We start from the raw sequence: 14,299 nt of genomic DNA on the forward strand, positions 1-14,299 counted from the left end.
CAACGCCTATTCCGCCGCCTCACCCTTCAAGACAGGCTCTGCTAGAATAGCGATCTCGAGTTCGTAGGAATATCCTTCCAGCATCGTATAGGCCTGCTCGATAACCTCGATCTGCGTCTCTGCATTGCGAATGGCATCGGCGATGGACTGGCTGCGCGCCCGCAGCATAGAGCCCAACACATCCGTCTCCGGCTTGCGACCGATTCGATCCATGTGTTTGCGCACGCGGGCGCGGTGGCGCTCCAACTCGAGAATATGAAAGCGGCTTTTGAGAATATCATCCGTCAGCTTGCGACGCATGGCCGCCACTGGATCGAAGCTGCCGGGCTCGCGCTCGTCCAGAATGAACTCATTGACGAGTGTCTCCAGCATCAGCAAGCCTTTGAGGTCCTTGGCATCTGCCAGTTGCGGATCATAGCCCGTGTCGTCGAACACACGGCGTCTGACCGGGTCTTTCAACAGGTCGTAGGCCAGTTGCAGCCTGGCGAACTGCTCGGCATCGCCGCCACTGTCAGGATGGGCGCTCTTGGCCACCTTGCGATAGGCAGCCTTGATCGTTGCCTCATCGGCATCGCGCTCAACACCCAGCAAAACATAAGGATCGATCACCGAAACACCTGCACTCGCATTCTCGAAAACAGCCCTCGCCCATATCAAGCGAAAACGGCTGCAGCGGGATCATACGCAATTTTGTCCGCCCAAGGCACCCCTCCGTTGCGGTTTTGAACGCAAAACAGCAATAGCCATCCGCACCCATCCGCCCCGATAGGCAATTGCCCGCAAATTTGGCCAGCACATGGCAAGGCAGCATTTTGCCAGCAGGGTGACGCTCGTCATCCCCCGAAAAACACCTCATAGCCGCCGGGTTCGCATCGCGTGACAGTCCCGGAAAGCATGCCTTTCGGATTATAGCGCAGCAGCAGAAAGCGGTGTACATTAGAGGCGACTGCTGGAGGGAGGATCACCATGGCTGAAACGATTACCCAAACGGTGAACGATTATGTACAGGCTATGGCCTATGCCGATGCCGGCCTCTTGCGCGAGGTCTTCGATCCCCGCGCCAGCATCGTTGGAAATTACGAGGGTGCGACCGAGTGGCTGTCACTGGAAGACTTCATTCACCATATCCGCTCTTCCGACCAGGGCCTTCAGGAACAGCAGTCCGAATTCGAAATCCTCGGCATAGACAAAACCGACGACACCGCCTCCGTCAAACTCACGACACGCTTCGGTGGCTCCGGCTTTTCCGAATATCTCTCGCTTCTGGAGCGCGACCGCAACTGGACCATCGTCCACAAGCTCTACTGCCTAAACGCCTAGCTCTCCCTGACCCACACCAAAATTCACAAAATTTCGCACCACCCTCCAAATTTCCACTTTACACGACCAGAGAATCTGATAATTCCACCCCCACTGGATTGCCCTTGTAGCTCAGTTGGTAGAGCACCTGATTTGTAATCAGGGGGTCACGAGTTCGAACCTTGTCGGGGGCACCAGTATTTTCAATCACTTAGGTCTGAATTTTCACGGTCAACGTTCCACACGTTCCGATGGCGTTCCCCAAGTGATTTTGCGGAGCGCTTTTATGGTGCTGCCGACCTGATCACCAGCGCCACGCAGTTCAAAGGCGCGGAAACAAAAGCAGACCCACCAAAGTTTCGGAAGCACACTTGCACGGTATCAGCATTCGACACGCGAACGGCTGTGATTCCGAGATTCGCTGGTAATGCATCTTTGGGATTGAAGACCAGATGATCGCCTGACGCGGCACCGGCGACGGCTATTGTAGCGACATCTCCAGCAGAAGCAGCAAGCGCGGGGATAGTAATGACGCCATCATAACGGAACTGGTTTGTGACCTTGACCCCGGCTGATCGCAGTGAAGTAGGCGTAGCATATTTGCGCGGGTTTACAGGGTCGGAGACATCCCATACCGGAATGCGGTCATTGTCAGCCAGCGTTACCGCCGTGGCCGCTGACAGATCGGGCATCGCTTTACGAGCCGTTTCCCCGGAAGCCTTCGCATCAGGGTTCCCAAGCGTGCTGGCATCCCACACATAGAGCCAGTCGTTGTCAACAATGTCGGTGATCTCGTTTGTGAGGTCGGGGAGCTTGCTTATTTTGTCTGTCCCTTTTCCATCCGTTGCAAGATCACCTTGAACTCCCGCATGTCGCCCGACAGTTCTGTCGTATTCTTTTGAATGTCTTTCAGTAGCTGCGACACACCAGACATGGCCTGCTCACTTGTCGTCATTCGATAAGTGAGGCTTGAAACATCGGACGCGAGTTTGCGGATATCCGTTTCAGTAGACTTCATCCGCTCATCGCTACGTGCTTCGACACCCTTCACATCCGCCAAACGGTTTTTGTGAAGCTCTTCATGAGCAGTCCACTTGATGGATTGGTCGCGCTCAACTCGGTCTATCTTGCTCGTCGTTTCGCGCTCGACACGCAGAATGTTATTGGCGTTTTCACGGTCAGCAGCTTCACGCTTTTCCGCGTCGGCACCCCAAACCCAGAACAGAGAGGCGAACCCGATCACTGCAACTGTGGTGTTTATCATCGTTCCATGCCAGCATCAGCCACATCCCTGCAGGACGCCACAGCCAGCCGAATGATGTGTCCTTATTCATCTCGGCCAGCATCAAACGGTTGGTTTCTTTCTGCTGCTCAACAAATGCCAGAAGTTCGGGCGTTTGCTGCTCGACCTTGGCAATTGCAGCGTCAAGTTCAGCCGGGGGCAGGTTCGGCAATGCTTCTGGTGTAATCCCGGCCTGCGCTGCGATCGCATCGATGACAGTACCGCCCAACTCACCGACGACACCGCCAACTTGCTTTTCAAGGATGGCTTTCACGGTGTCAGCGCCGACGCGGATCGCGGCACCGATCAGGACAGATACAAGGGCGCTCATGCTGCCACCTCGGCATAGGCTGCGGCGCGGCTGTCAGCGGCACGCTTCTTGGCGATGAGTAAGACCGTCAGGACGAGAGCGGCCAAGCACCCAGCACCCACAGTGTTGTGGTGTCCGCCATTGCGGTTGGTTCCACCACCGGAGCGCTGCCAGTGGCAACGGATGTAGTGGCCGCGCCGGTCGCAGTCTTTGCCGCCGTGCTGGCCTGCTTTTGTGCTGCCACGGATCCAGTGCGGGCCTTCGTCTTAATCGCGACCTCAGTAACGCCCATGGCTGCGAGAGCCATCGCAACGCCCTTCGCTTCGCTGTCAGCAACACGGCGACCCCAGCCCTTGCCAAAGGACTTCCAGATCGCGAGGGACTGCATGAACGATAGACGCGCACGGTAAATGCGCTTGACGGTTTCACTGTGATCGTTGCTGCCAGCGGAAGCTTTCAACCATTTCAGTCCACGCGACCCACCGGAGTTGACCGAAGCGTCGTAGACCGCGAGATCGACGCCAGGGAACAGATTGAATTGACAGCGGTTGGGTTCCAATATTGCTCCCGGTATATGATCCCCGCCTCGGAAACTAAAATATTGCGCACCGGCTTCAGCTTAATACCGCGCGCTGTCAACCACGCATGATACACGGCCTCAGTTATCCCATACATAGTCTTGCCCCCGGGATCAGCTTTGTGATCGCTCCAACCGCCTTCCCATTTGGAAGTAATCGCATGACATGTGGTGAAACGGTCGGACATCCGGCATCGCTCGATTTGATGCCGCCATATTCGTTTTTTGTTTGATCCGCCGCAAAGCATAGAAAAAAATAAGCCTGTCGCAACAGCCGTATCTATCTTGAGTTGACACAACCGATGACGTCAGCAATCTGCAATCCGAGTAAAGGGGATTTGGGATGGGTATAGTTCGATTGCTTTTGGCGTTGTCAGTAGTGCTCTTTCACATACCCGGAACACCATTCCGCATGATAAATGGTCTCGTAGCGGTCGTTCTGTTCTTCATGATCTCCGGCTTCCTGATGGCCGTCATCATCAACGAAAAGTACACAATCGGAAAGAAACCGAGCTGGGTAACAACTTTCTATGTATCGCGCCTGTGGCGGCTTTTCCCAGCCTATTGGGCCACCTTGGCTTTCATGGTCGTCTGGTTTATCGGCACGGACGGCCCCAACCCTTTTACCTTGCATACAGAGGGGTCCATGTTGAAACAGGTCCTTTTGATGTTTCCAAACCTACTAATAGTAGGGCAAGACTGGCATCAATTTCTGACAAGAGTAGTGGTTGAGCAAGCAGGCCCACAATGGATGATCAACCTCTTAACGAATGGGACGACACCCCGGCTGAATAATATGCAAATGGCAGTTGGCCATGCATGGTCTTTGTCAGCCGAAATCTGCTTTTATGCCGTTGCCCCGTTTATCCTCGTGTCTCGCCGCACAACATTCATAGTTGCCGGAGCGGCCCTCTTATTTCGCTTCTTATTGATCATGGTGTTTGAACAGCGAGGAGGTATCTGGGGATACTATTGGTTCCCTGGAAACTTCTGCATGTTTATGCTTGGCGCAACAAGTTACCATCTCCACAAAATGCTCCCTCCACGCGAGTACCATAGAGCAATAGGTGCAACGGCTTTAGCCTGTTTCATCGCTTGGCTTGCTATCTTCGCTTTGAAAGATGGCGTCATCTTGGAATCACCAACCGACTGGTCAATTGATCGCCCCAGATTTTGGATACTTTACATTCTATTCGCAGCCTCAATACCCTTCGTGTTTACTTTGACCAAAGACGTAGATCGCCGCATAGAAGGCTCTTCGAGGCTCGGCATTTGGTCCAAGGTAATAATGTGGGACCGTGAACTAGGCGATCTTTCATACTCGCTCTATCTCATACATGGAATTGTAGTTGGCCTGATTTATTATAGGTGGAACGCGCCCCGTGGGATGTACTCAGATATGATCATGGCGGTCTTCATGTGCTTGGTTGCTGCCTACATTCTCAACCGGTTTGTCGAGCAGCCTGCCGAGGCGTTACGAAGGCGATGGGCAGACGGTCGCCTTCGTAAAACGTAGATAGTCGCAGATGACGGCAAATTGGACGTCAGCCTGTCGCCAGTCAGATGACAGAGAACTTCCGCATATTTGGAACTGCCGAATATGCAACCCGCATTGCCATACTAGGTTTGAGTGGGAAACTGCTCTATCCTCACCGCTGTCATAGTACGATCCAGCCACGGTAGCGGCTAAGAAGGTGTTGCTTGTGAGTGTTCCAGCTTGAACAATGATAACTTCGTCTACGACATTTTTATTCTCTTAAACAAACGGTGAAGCACCCACGGTGATGGCGGATGTGACCAAAGGTCCGCTGTAATCAAGCCGACTGTTTGCCCCCTGATTCGACACAGGACCGCTCAAACGCGCAGCGCGAATTTGGTTACCCTTTGCCGTGGTCTGGAACACAGCAGAGTTCGCGAAGCCGCTCATATCGACATCGAAAACGTCATTGCTGCCAAACGTGTTAATCGCATCACCAGTCCCAACACCGACCATACCAAGGCTCCAACGGTTCCCGAAAGCTTTACCATCTGTAGCCGCAGTGGTGCCAATCTGCACGCCAACTTGAACGTTGTGCAGATGCGGGCATTCGATAAGGTTGCGCGCAAAACAAACGCCCCGGCAGGGTCGAGAGAAGTGAAACCATAATATTTTCCACTGCTCGTAGGCGAACCTAGCACTTCACGAAAATCAAACTTGGTGTTGAGAATGCTGCCGCTGCCCAACTCAAACCGCACCACACTCTTATCAGGGGGTCGTATTAGCGGTGTTTACGTTAGCTATATGGCCCAGTTTGAGGCGGCTGTCGGTAATGACGGGCGGGATGCCAAATGCAATGCCATCAATCTGAGGCACGACCGTAGGCTTGAATTTCAAAGCATTTCCCAAACCTGCAAATACGAGCTGTGAAGCGCTCATATCGACATCGACCATCATCATAGAGTCAAAGGTGATTCCCGCCGCAGCGCCGCTTGAGACATTCAAGGTAATAGCACCCATCTTGATGAATTTACCCTGCATTGCGGGAAACACTATTCCGCCGACACAATCGAAAACAGCCTGTCCGTCTAGTTGATAGTTGCCGGTCTTCTCAGAACCGCCAATAATTTCAAGATCGGAATTTCCCGATCCGCGCAGTCCATTTCCACATGCGAAATTGATCGCTTCCTGAACGCCGTCAGTGACGGTTCCAGTGCTGTCGAGAGCAGTACCGTCAGGAAGCCGAACCGTTGAACCGTTAGAGCGCGCCCAATCCGAGTTCGGCGGCATGACGCACCACCTCAACTTTGCCAGTTACGCCAACAGCGAATACCGCTTTGACGTTATTTGAAACACCTTCGACATAGACTGCGGATACTGCAAAGTTGGTGCACGGTTCGCCATCGACATAAACCTTGATGTCGCCATTGTCGAAGACCGGGAACAGCGCGGCAAATTCAGTGGTCGCGACCACAGGACTATATGTCGTGATTCGTTTGTCTGGTGCGGTCGTAGACATGAATGGGGCCACCAAAATTGATTGAGCTGGCGAGAGATTGCCCATTCAATGTCGTGGCCTGCAAAGCACAGGCTATTGCGGCAGGCGTGGCCCGCGCTTTGGTGCGCTATCTCCCGGCCCCCACCAGAACGTTTGACCGAAGTTCTTCTTCATCCGGCGCTCATAACGGGCGAACGATGAACGGTAATCAGGATCAATCATGGACTGGATGTTGTCGAAGATGAGCCGATCAGTGGCGAGCTTCGAATACCAGAGCGGTGATCCCGGCGTCCAACCCTTCAAGTGCTGTGCCAACGTCTTGCCGCTCAGTTCCTTGTTGCCCGCAAGCATCTGATCTCGTAATCAGTTAGATACGAGCCGTCCCGGTAGACCTCTTTCCCGTGCAGAGTGCCTTGTAGGAGCCGGAAGCAGTTTTTTGAAAACCGTCTGGACTTGTTTTCGCTGTCAGGTGCGCGAGCCAGCAACTCGCTTGTTGTCGCAAACGGCCAGCTATGGCGGGATGTCAGCGACCGGATCGCCCGCTCAAAAGCACCGTTGGCGACGATGTACTCATCGGAGTCATCGTTCGGCACATTCACTGTATTATTGCCGGTGGCGCAGCGCATCATTGATAATCGAGAGATTGTCCATGAACCTGAGAATGTCGGTTTCAGACAGCCCCAGCAAAGCACAGCACAGGACACAAAAAAAACGAGGGCATCACGCCCCCGGCTCTTCTTCAGCCAGTCGGTCGCGATGGAGTGACTTCCGGCTTCAGGTTTTTGTCGACTCCGAGTCGACGTATCCTGCTTTTCTTCTTCGGTCAGTCCGTTGAACGAGATGCCTTCAGGTTCACGGATCGACCCGCCGACTTGTTTGCCGGTTGCGTCGAAGACGGCCCACCAGCCTTTGCCCTTCGCGCGCCTCAAACGGTGCAGTGAAATTCACTGGTTCACCGCCGCCCTGCTTTTCTGATGGCTTCTTCTGCGCTTCAGCAAATGCCTCGGCATCTTCTTCAGACCACGGCTGTTCCGAATATTCCTTCGGGAAATTTGCAACAGCGCCGCGCGCATCGACTTCGTACATTTCGACCGGCGTGTCTGGCTTGGCGATGTGATAAACGTTTTTATACATTCACTTTTCTCCTGACTTGGAATGGACCCCGTTAAGGTTCCGGACCAGCAGCCAGTTAAGCGGCAAGCGAGATTGATGGAGCCGTACCGCCAGCAACCAGATCGAGCCGGAGATACGTAGATTCCGCGCTGGTTCGTCACCGGAACAATGAAGCGTGATGCGCTCTTGCGCGGGCTTGGAACGGCGTCGGACGCGGGGGCCACGGTCGGCACCAGCCGGCCAGCAGTTGCGGCAGCGAAATCCTGAGAGGCAAGAATTTCAACGTTGCCGTTACCGAAGGCTGCGTCGTTCGAGCCAAGCAAGAACAGGCGGTATGTCTCGTCAGCCGCCGAAACCTTCATGGCCGAGATGTCGAGGGTCAATTTGCCGATCCAGCGACCGACGCCGATATCGACCTGGCCTGAATGGCGTTGACGTAGCCTGTTGCCGTGAGCGTCTGCGGATTGGCAAACGTCGTTGCCATATCGAACGGAACATCCCAATCAGGGACAACAGAAGGAAGTGTTGACTGCATTAGTGGCATTGCACCATCTCCGAAGAAAGTTGCACCGTATCTGTGGTGCGTCATCGGGGCGCAGATCAATGGCGTAACCTGGGGTGACGCTGACCGTGTTGCTATTGTTGATCTGCACGTTGGCCTGTGTAGCGCCAACCGTATGCGATCCACGGTTCAGACCGTCCAGATACTCGGCTGCTTTGAACTTCACGCTCTCGTTCTTCGTATAGAGCAGCTCACCCATCGTATGCAGCGCTTGAGGGCGGAGGCTAGTCCTCAACACCTACTGACACTCATTGAGATACCCGTCACCCCAGATCCAACGTCATCACCACCGGGCAATGGTCCGAAGCCTTTGGCCTATCCCAACCCGTGCGCGGGTAACGCTCAACCTCCTGCCCTGGCGGAAAGATCGTGCGGTAGGGCTGGCCGCCACGGATGATTTCGGGGGTGCTGGTGGCGTTGATCTCCGCCAGATGCGGTGAGAGCCAGATATAGTCGAGCTGGCAAAGATGCTGTTCCTGCGGGCCGCGGGAGTGGTAGAGCGTCCAGCGGTCCATGTCGTCACGGCGCAGCATGGGGTTTATGGCAAAGCCGTCCTTGCTGAGAATATCGAGTGCGCTGCGCTCTTCTTTCACGGGCGTGAAGCTGTAGCCGGTGCGGCGGTTGCCGGAGATGGTGACGCGCTCCTGATAATCGTTCATGTCGCCGCAGATGGCGAAATTCATTGAGCGGGTTTTATCTGCCCCAAAACGGTTTTCGATGATGCGGCGGATGGCGCGGACTTCGGCTTCGCGCACGGGCATGGTGGAAAGCCGGGCATCGCCTGCCTCCCGCGCATTGGTCATGGATTTCAGATGCGTGACGTAAAGCGTGAAGGGTTTGCCTCCGATGCGCAGGTCGAGTTCCAGGCAATCACGTTTGAAAATCTTGTCGTCGATGCGGTTCGTCAGCGCCAGTTCCGGCGTGAACAGGCCAAGCTCGCGATAGGTCAGCGTCGCGTGGCTTTTGATCTCGACAAGCTCGATCTTTTCGCCATCCAGCGTTTCCTCACGCATGATGACGGCGACATCGATGCCACGGCTGTCATTGCCTTCCACCAGATATTTCTGACGGTAGCCATTGCCCACCATGCGGTAGAGATAGCCGTATTCAAAGGCCTGAAGCGCAGCCATGTTATCGACCTCCTGCAGGCACAGAATGTCTGCGTCAGCATCGGCAATGGCGAGAGCCGAAAGCTGGCGCGTGTCATCGGTGGATGCCAGCATGCGCGCGCTTTCCAGCGCCTGATAGGTGGCCTCATCGCGCACATCGAAAAGCTGCATGGCCCGGTCACGCCGCGTCTGGTTGCGAAAGCCGGTATAATCGAAACGCGTCATCAGGTTTTCGATGTTGAACGTGGCAAGCCGCAGCGACATGAATCATTCCCGGTTTGGTCTCAGCTAAGACTATCCGTTTCTCCCGTCACGGCAAGGATTACAGCCGCCAGGCCGAACGGATCACGATGGGGAAGAGCGAGCCGATGGCGGCGGGCTCGCGGGAATAGGCGCGCAGCACCTGCCCGTCCGGCAGCGTTAGCCGTAGGGCATAGCGTTCACCTTCGTAGAGAATGTTGGCAACGCGGCAGCCTATGCCTTCGCCGTTCTGTATCACATCCTGCGGGCGCACCAGAATGTCTCCGCTTGGTGACGCCGAGCTTTCACCTGCCATCATTGGCCGCAACTGGCTCCAGTCCAGAGACCTTGGCGCATTCTCCGACAGCGGTAGAGAGAGTATCGCACCCTGCCCCACCAGCCCGCCGACGAGCCTGCCTTCGGGGCGGGCGTAGAGTTCCGCCGGTGCTGCCATCTGCAACAGCTTGCCCTCGGACATCACAGCGACATCGGTGGCGAGCGCCATGGCTTCGGCCTGGTCATGGGTGACATAGACCATGGTTGCGCCTGATGTGGCGTGGAATTCGCGGAAGGTTTCTTCCATTTCCTGGCGCAGATGCCGGTCGAGATTGGCGAGCGGTTCGTCCAGCAGCACGACATCAGGTTCGGTAACGAGGCAGCGGGCCAGTGCCACGCGCTGCCTTTGCCCGCCGGAAAGCTCGGATGGGCGGCGGTCCGCATAGGCTTCCAGCCGCACGGTGGCCAGCGCGTCTGCCACCTTGCGCTTGTAGGCCTCACCGGAAATGCCGCGCACCTTCAGCGGATAACCGGCGTTGTCGGCCACGGTCATATGCGGCCACAGCGCGTAGGATTGGAACACCATCGCCATGTTGCGCCGCTCCGGCGGCACCATGCTGCCGGCATCGGCCAGCACGCGGTCACCCAGCAGAATGGCGCCGTCCGTCGGCTGCTCGAAACCGGCAATCATGCGTAGGACAGTGGTCTTGCCACAGCCAGAAGGGCCGAGCAGCGCCAGAAAGCCACCTTCACGAATGGTCATCGAGACGTCGTTGACAGCCGGTTTGCCGCCGCCAAAACTCTTGGACAGGCGGTTGAGGATCAGTTTCGCCAAGGCACAACTCCCTTCGGCAGTTTTCGGCCGAGCACTTCCAGAAGCAGCATGAGGACGATCACCATCGCCACCACCAGCACCGAGAGTGCGGAGGCCAGATCGAAACTGCCGCTGTCATCGAGATTATAGATCACCACGCCCAGCGTCTGCGTGCCTGCGGACCACAGCAGCGCCGACACCGTCAGCTCGTTGCAGGCAATGAGGAACACGAGAATAACCGAAGCCCCTGCCGCAGGCCCGACCAGCGGCAGAATGATATCGAACATCCGCCGCCAGAACCCGGCCCCTGCCAGACGTGCCGCCTCTTCCAAGGCCGGGTCGAATTGCGTGAAAGCCGAGACCATCGGCTTCAAGCTGACGGCGAAGAAGGAGGAGAAATAGGCGAGCAGAATGATCCACAGCGTGCCGTAAAGCGTCACGCCCAGCAGCGGAATGGGCGCGGCAAACAACAGAACATAGGACACCGAAATGACGACGCCCGGCAGCGCATAGGGAATGTCCACCAGTGCCGACAGCAGGAACATGAAACGGCTTTTGCCGCGCACCAGAAAATACGCCGTCAATATTGTCACCGCCAGGAGACAAAGCGATGTTGCCGTGGCGAGAAACAGCGAGTTGGCAAAGGCCGTGCGCGTCACCGCCTGCCGGAACAGAATTTCCTCATAGGCGTGCAGCGTGGCGGTCTTTAGGGTAAGCGGCACACCATAGGCAGGTGCCAGCGAACTGACGACCAGTGCCATCAACGGCGCCACCAGCATGAAGAAGATGCCGAGCCAGAGCGCCAACTCCGCCAGCATCCGCCAACCACCAAGCTGGAAGGTCGCGGCCTTGCCGGACAGGCCGATGATGCGGTAATCGCGCCCCTTCATCGCCCGTTCCTGTATCGCAAGACCAAGGACGGAGATGATGGCGATCATGCCCGAGAGCATGGCGATATCCCCGAAGGTGCTGCTGCCGAAGCTGGCAAAGCGGCTGTAGATCAACGTCGGTAGCGTGAAGATGGATGCGGGAATGCCGAGAATGGCGGGAATGCCGAAATTGCCCACTCCCGATACGAAGGAGATGGCCGCACCCGCAATCAGCCCCGGCATGGCCAGCGGCAGGATGATGTCTTTCAGCACCTGCCAGGAAGACGCGCCGGAAAGCTTGGCCGCCTCGATACCATCCTGTGGCAAGGCCAGCAGCCCGGCGCGAAGCGACAGATAAACCAGCGGCGCATGCTGCACGCCCAGCAGCAGCGCAATTCCAGCAATAGAATAAAGCGGCTGTGGCGAGCCCAAGGGCGGCGCAAGACCGATGGCCTTCAGCAGTGTGCTGGATGGCCCGGTCATGCCGATCCATGACAGTGCTGTCACCTGCGGCGGGATCATCATCGGCAGCATGAAGAGAAAGCTCAGCGCCGACTTGGCCCTGATATCGCACAGTGTCAGCGCCAGCGCGAAACCGGCCCCGATGGTAAGCGAAATAACCATGCCGAAGAAGGATGTGGACAGCGTGTTCACCACCGCGTTCCACAGCGCCGGATCGCTCAGCAGCGGCCACATGTCACCTTTGAGTGACGAGACGATGCCGGTATAGGCCAGCCGCCCCAGCGGCAGGGCGCTCAGCATGAAAACGACTGAAACCACAAAGGGAAACAGCCAGCGCGGCTGGCTGTTTCCTGTCTTGGACACGCTTTGCATGAATGCAGATCAGCCCTTGGAGCCGAAGATATCCGAGAAGGTTTTCAGGTCCTTTTCCGAGTTCTTCAGCGCTTCAGGCGCATTGATCGGCAGCACCTTGATCTTGTCGCGCGCCGGGAAGCCTTCCGGCAGGGCAACGTCGTTGCGGGCCGGAATATAGCCGAGCTTGACGAAGCCTTCCTGGCCCTTTGCGGACAGAACATAATCCACGAACTTCTTGGCGGCTTCGGCATGCTTGGTGTTGGCGAGAATGCCGACGGGCTCTGTTACGGCAGAAACGCCCTCTTCCGGGAACACGAACTCAACCGGCGCGCCCTTGGCCTTCTCACGGATCGGCATGTAATCGACCACGACGCCATAGGCTTTTTCGCCCGATGCGACGGACTTTAGCACGGCACCGTTGCCACCAGCGGCAATCGCGCCATTTTCCTTGAGCGCCTTGTAATAATCCCAGCCGAGGCTGCTGACGCCAGCCAGCGTCTGCGCGTGGATGAGTGCGGCACCAGAGGTCAGCGGGCTTGGCATGGTGACGAGGCCCTTGGCTTCCGGCTTTGCCAGATCCTTCCAGCTTGTCGGCTTCATCGCAGCCTGCGTGTTGTACATGATGCCGGTGGTGATGAGCTTGGTGGAGTAATAATAGCCATCCGCATCATAGAAAGCAGCATCGTAATGGGCGGCTTCCGGCGACTTGTAGGCCAGAAGCTGCTTGTTCTGCTTCATGCGCTCCAGCGTAACCGTATCGGCAATCAGCAGCACGTCGGCAACGGGGTTGCCCGCTTCGATCTCGGCCATCAGCTTTGCCATGATCTTCGGCGTTCCGTCACGCACCCACTGAATGTCGATGTTTGGGTTGGCAGCCTTGAAGCCATCGACGGTTGCCTGCGCATCCTCGTTCGGCTGACTGGTATAGAGAACCAGATCAGCCGCCTGGGCGCTGCCCATGAGCATGCCGAGCGAAACGATGGCCGTGAAGGCGGAGAGAAGCGTTTTCATAAATGCGGTTCCAGTTGCGATCTGGCACCGCTAAAACACAAATCCATAACATGTATGTGACAGGCAGGTTTTGCACACCGATTACAGGGTCACAGTCCCCTTGATCAACACCGTCACCGCACCACCGATCCAGATGTCGTCACCGATCTTATCGACGCTGACTCGCCCTGCCCGTCCCAGAACCGTGCCCTGGCTTGCCACGTAGTTATGCGGCGCGATTCCATGGCCGATCAGCCATTGCGCAATGCCCGCATTCAGGCTGCCGGTAACCGGGTCTTCGTAACCGTCGGTGAAGGCCCGAACCTCGAAGTCGGCATCGATGTCGTTGCCGCATGGCGCAACGACGCCGACATGAAAACCCTCATACAGCGAGCCATAGTTCGGCTTGATGTCCAGCACATCCTTGCGCGTGCGCAACAGAAGCGACAGCCAGCCAGGACCATTGTCGGTCCAGTTCGCATTGACGATGGCGTCTGGCGAGAGCGAAAGCGCGGCTGCAACTTTTATCAGCGTTTCGGCATCCACCGGGCCGGATTTGCGCAAGGGCGGTGCGGCAAACGCAAGCTTGCCGTCGGACACCCTGATCCGAACCAGACCCGCCTCGCATTGCTGTACAACTTCGCTCTTGTCTGCCGTGCCCTGACGTGAAAGCCAGACATGACATGTGCCAAGCGTCGGATGGCCAGCAAAAGGCAACTCACCATGCGGCGTAAAAATCCGCACCCGATAATCGGCATCCGGCGATGTCGGTTTCAGCAGAAACGTCGTTTCACTCAGATTCGTCCAGTTGGCAAAGGCCGCCATCTGCCCATCCGACAAGCCATCCGCATCGCACACGACAGCGAGAGGATTGCCTTTGAGCGGCTCTGACGAAAAGACATCGACTTGCTGGAATGCGTGCTGGCTGGTCATGAGGGAATCCTTTTGTGGGATTTGAAGACACAAGTTTTCGTCACCCTCGGGCTTATCCCGAGGGTCCAACCACGTTTGATGTTGGGGTGCGTCAGATCCTCGGGACAAGCCCGAGGATGACGTAAAAAAGTTGC

At 56.5% G+C, this 14,299-nt stretch carries 19 protein-coding genes and 1 tRNA gene; 3 read left to right on the plus strand and 17 right to left on the minus strand.

From position 1 onward, the window contains the following. Positions 1-6 precede the first annotated feature (6 nt). Complete coding sequence (locus ASF29_RS07310; protein ID WP_062449996.1) at positions 7-609, minus strand: J domain-containing protein; 603 nt, start codon at positions 607-609, stop codon at positions 7-9. Positions 610-966: 357 nt separating this feature from the next. Here ASF29_RS07310 and ASF29_RS07315 point away from each other — a divergent pair, with 357 nt between their 5' ends. Continuing rightward, positions 967-1,320 (plus strand): nuclear transport factor 2 family protein, encoded by a 354-nt coding sequence (locus ASF29_RS07315; protein WP_062449997.1) that lies wholly within the window; start codon positions 967-969, stop codon positions 1,318-1,320. Between the two features lie 100 nt (positions 1,321-1,420). After that, a tRNA-Thr gene (locus ASF29_RS07320) sits at positions 1,421-1,496 on the plus strand. 87 nt (positions 1,497-1,583) lie between these two features. On the opposite strand, the gene ASF29_RS07325 is transcribed toward ASF29_RS07320, so the two are convergent. From ASF29_RS07325 to ASF29_RS25090, 5 genes are all read right to left on the minus strand, one after another. Beyond that, positions 1,584-1,991, minus strand: a complete 408-nt coding sequence (locus ASF29_RS07325) for a hypothetical protein (protein ID WP_062449998.1) — start codon at positions 1,989-1,991, stop codon at positions 1,584-1,586. 125 nt (positions 1,992-2,116) lie between these two features. Continuing rightward, positions 2,117-2,563, minus strand: a complete 447-nt coding sequence (locus ASF29_RS07330; protein ID WP_156462565.1) for a hypothetical protein — start codon at positions 2,561-2,563, stop codon at positions 2,117-2,119. Continuing rightward, positions 2,487-2,912, minus strand: coding sequence for a hypothetical protein (locus tag ASF29_RS07335; protein ID WP_062450000.1), 426 nt, complete (start codon positions 2,910-2,912; stop codon positions 2,487-2,489). Before ASF29_RS07335 ends, ASF29_RS07330 begins: the two co-directional genes overlap by 77 nt. 67 nt (positions 2,913-2,979) lie before the next feature. Further along, positions 2,980-3,450 carry a hypothetical protein gene (locus ASF29_RS07340; protein ID WP_062450001.1) on the minus strand — a complete coding sequence of 157 codons (471 nt, stop codon included), beginning with the start codon at positions 3,448-3,450 and terminating at the stop codon, positions 2,980-2,982. Next, complete coding sequence (locus ASF29_RS25090; RefSeq protein WP_348271306.1) at positions 3,357-3,716, minus strand: glycosyl hydrolase 108 family protein; 360 nt, start codon at positions 3,714-3,716, stop codon at positions 3,357-3,359. The genes ASF29_RS07340 and ASF29_RS25090 overlap by 94 nt, the downstream gene beginning before the upstream one ends. Before the next feature lie 95 nt (positions 3,717-3,811). On the opposite strand from ASF29_RS25090, the gene ASF29_RS07345 reads away from it, so the two are divergent. Beyond that, positions 3,812-4,984 carry an acyltransferase gene (locus ASF29_RS07345; protein ID WP_082453412.1) on the plus strand — a complete coding sequence of 391 codons (1,173 nt, stop codon included), beginning with the start codon at positions 3,812-3,814 and terminating at the stop codon, positions 4,982-4,984. Between the two features lie 240 nt (positions 4,985-5,224). Here the strand turns inward: ASF29_RS07345 and ASF29_RS07350 are convergent, their stop codons facing one another. The 11 genes from ASF29_RS07350 to ASF29_RS07405 all read right to left on the minus strand — a co-directional run bounded on the left by ASF29_RS07350 (position 5,225) and on the right by ASF29_RS07405 (position 14,165). Beyond that, positions 5,225-5,461 (minus strand): hypothetical protein, encoded by a 237-nt coding sequence (locus tag ASF29_RS07350; RefSeq protein ID WP_062450003.1) that lies wholly within the window; start codon positions 5,459-5,461, stop codon positions 5,225-5,227. 252 nt (positions 5,462-5,713) lie between these two features. Further along, the gene (locus tag ASF29_RS07355) at positions 5,714-6,235 is read right to left on the minus strand and encodes a hypothetical protein (RefSeq protein ID WP_062450004.1); all 522 of its coding nucleotides are present in this window, start codon (positions 6,233-6,235) and stop codon (positions 5,714-5,716) included. Then, positions 6,204-6,464, minus strand: a complete 261-nt coding sequence (locus tag ASF29_RS07360; protein ID WP_156462566.1) for a hypothetical protein — start codon at positions 6,462-6,464, stop codon at positions 6,204-6,206. Before ASF29_RS07360 ends, ASF29_RS07355 begins: the two co-directional genes overlap by 32 nt. Before the next feature lie 72 nt (positions 6,465-6,536). Further along, on the minus strand, positions 6,537-6,794 hold the full coding sequence (locus ASF29_RS07365) for a hypothetical protein (RefSeq protein WP_062450006.1): 258 nt from the start codon (positions 6,792-6,794) through the stop codon (positions 6,537-6,539). Between the two features lie 501 nt (positions 6,795-7,295). Next, positions 7,296-7,577 (minus strand): hypothetical protein, encoded by a 282-nt coding sequence (locus ASF29_RS07375; protein ID WP_062450008.1) that lies wholly within the window; start codon positions 7,575-7,577, stop codon positions 7,296-7,298. 358 nt (positions 7,578-7,935) lie between these two features. After that, complete coding sequence (locus ASF29_RS24855) at positions 7,936-8,100, minus strand: hypothetical protein (protein WP_244473506.1); 165 nt, start codon at positions 8,098-8,100, stop codon at positions 7,936-7,938. A 281-nt stretch (positions 8,101-8,381) separates the two neighbouring features. Further along, the gene (locus tag ASF29_RS07385) at positions 8,382-9,491 is read right to left on the minus strand and encodes an endonuclease/exonuclease/phosphatase family protein (RefSeq protein ID WP_062450009.1); all 1,110 of its coding nucleotides are present in this window, start codon (positions 9,489-9,491) and stop codon (positions 8,382-8,384) included. Between the two features lie 58 nt (positions 9,492-9,549). Continuing rightward, entirely contained in the window at positions 9,550-10,578 is a 1,029-nt protein-coding gene (locus ASF29_RS07390) for an ABC transporter ATP-binding protein (protein WP_062450010.1), read from the minus strand. Continuing rightward, a complete protein-coding gene (locus ASF29_RS07395; protein WP_062450011.1) occupies positions 10,566-12,260 on the minus strand; it encodes an iron ABC transporter permease in 1,695 nt (564 codons plus the stop codon). The genes ASF29_RS07390 and ASF29_RS07395 overlap by 13 nt, the downstream gene beginning before the upstream one ends. Before the next feature lie 9 nt (positions 12,261-12,269). Continuing rightward, a complete protein-coding gene (locus ASF29_RS07400) occupies positions 12,270-13,253 on the minus strand; it encodes an ABC transporter substrate-binding protein (RefSeq protein WP_062450012.1) in 984 nt (327 codons plus the stop codon). A gap of 81 nt (positions 13,254-13,334) precedes the next feature. Then, positions 13,335-14,165 (minus strand): PhzF family phenazine biosynthesis protein, encoded by an 831-nt coding sequence (locus ASF29_RS07405; protein ID WP_062450013.1) that lies wholly within the window; start codon positions 14,163-14,165, stop codon positions 13,335-13,337. Positions 14,166-14,299 lie beyond the last annotated feature (134 nt).

The organism is Rhizobium sp. Leaf262 (assembly GCF_001422245.1).
Classification (GTDB): Bacteria; Pseudomonadota; Alphaproteobacteria; order Rhizobiales; family Rhizobiaceae; genus Agrobacterium.

Coding starts and splice junctions, on each gene's coding strand:
- ASF29_RS07315 (WP_062449997.1), top strand. CDS start 967: ATGGCTGAAACGATTACCCAAACGGTGAACGATTATGTACAGGCTATG.
- ASF29_RS07350 (WP_062450003.1), bottom strand. CDS start 5,461: ATGGTCGGTGTTGGGACTGGTGATGCGATTAACACGTTTGGCAGCAAT.
- ASF29_RS07395 (WP_062450011.1), bottom strand. CDS start 12,260: ATGCAAAGCGTGTCCAAGACAGGAAACAGCCAGCCGCGCTGGCTGTTT.
- ASF29_RS07385 (WP_062450009.1), bottom strand. CDS start 9,491: ATGTCGCTGCGGCTTGCCACGTTCAACATCGAAAACCTGATGACGCGT.
- ASF29_RS07335 (WP_062450000.1), bottom strand. CDS start 2,912: ATGAGCGCCCTTGTATCTGTCCTGATCGGTGCCGCGATCCGCGTCGGC.
- ASF29_RS07365 (WP_062450006.1), bottom strand. CDS start 6,794: ATGCTTGCGGGCAACAAGGAACTGAGCGGCAAGACGTTGGCACAGCAC.
- ASF29_RS07360 (WP_156462566.1), bottom strand. CDS start 6,464: ATGTCTACGACCGCACCAGACAAACGAATCACGACATATAGTCCTGTG.
- ASF29_RS07325 (WP_062449998.1), bottom strand. CDS start 1,991: ATGCCCGATCTGTCAGCGGCCACGGCGGTAACGCTGGCTGACAATGAC.
- ASF29_RS07400 (WP_062450012.1), bottom strand. CDS start 13,253: ATGAAAACGCTTCTCTCCGCCTTCACGGCCATCGTTTCGCTCGGCATG.
- ASF29_RS07355 (WP_062450004.1), bottom strand. CDS start 6,235: ATGCCGCCGAACTCGGATTGGGCGCGCTCTAACGGTTCAACGGTTCGG.
- ASF29_RS24855 (WP_244473506.1), bottom strand. CDS start 8,100: ATGCCACTAATGCAGTCAACACTTCCTTCTGTTGTCCCTGATTGGGAT.
- ASF29_RS07330 (WP_156462565.1), bottom strand. CDS start 2,563: ATGATAAACACCACAGTTGCAGTGATCGGGTTCGCCTCTCTGTTCTGG.
- ASF29_RS07405 (WP_062450013.1), bottom strand. CDS start 14,165: ATGACCAGCCAGCACGCATTCCAGCAAGTCGATGTCTTTTCGTCAGAG.
- ASF29_RS07375 (WP_062450008.1), bottom strand. CDS start 7,577: ATGTATAAAAACGTTTATCACATCGCCAAGCCAGACACGCCGGTCGAA.
- ASF29_RS25090 (WP_348271306.1), bottom strand. CDS start 3,716: ATGCTTTGCGGCGGATCAAACAAAAAACGAATATGGCGGCATCAAATC.
- ASF29_RS07345 (WP_082453412.1), top strand. CDS start 3,812: ATGGGTATAGTTCGATTGCTTTTGGCGTTGTCAGTAGTGCTCTTTCAC.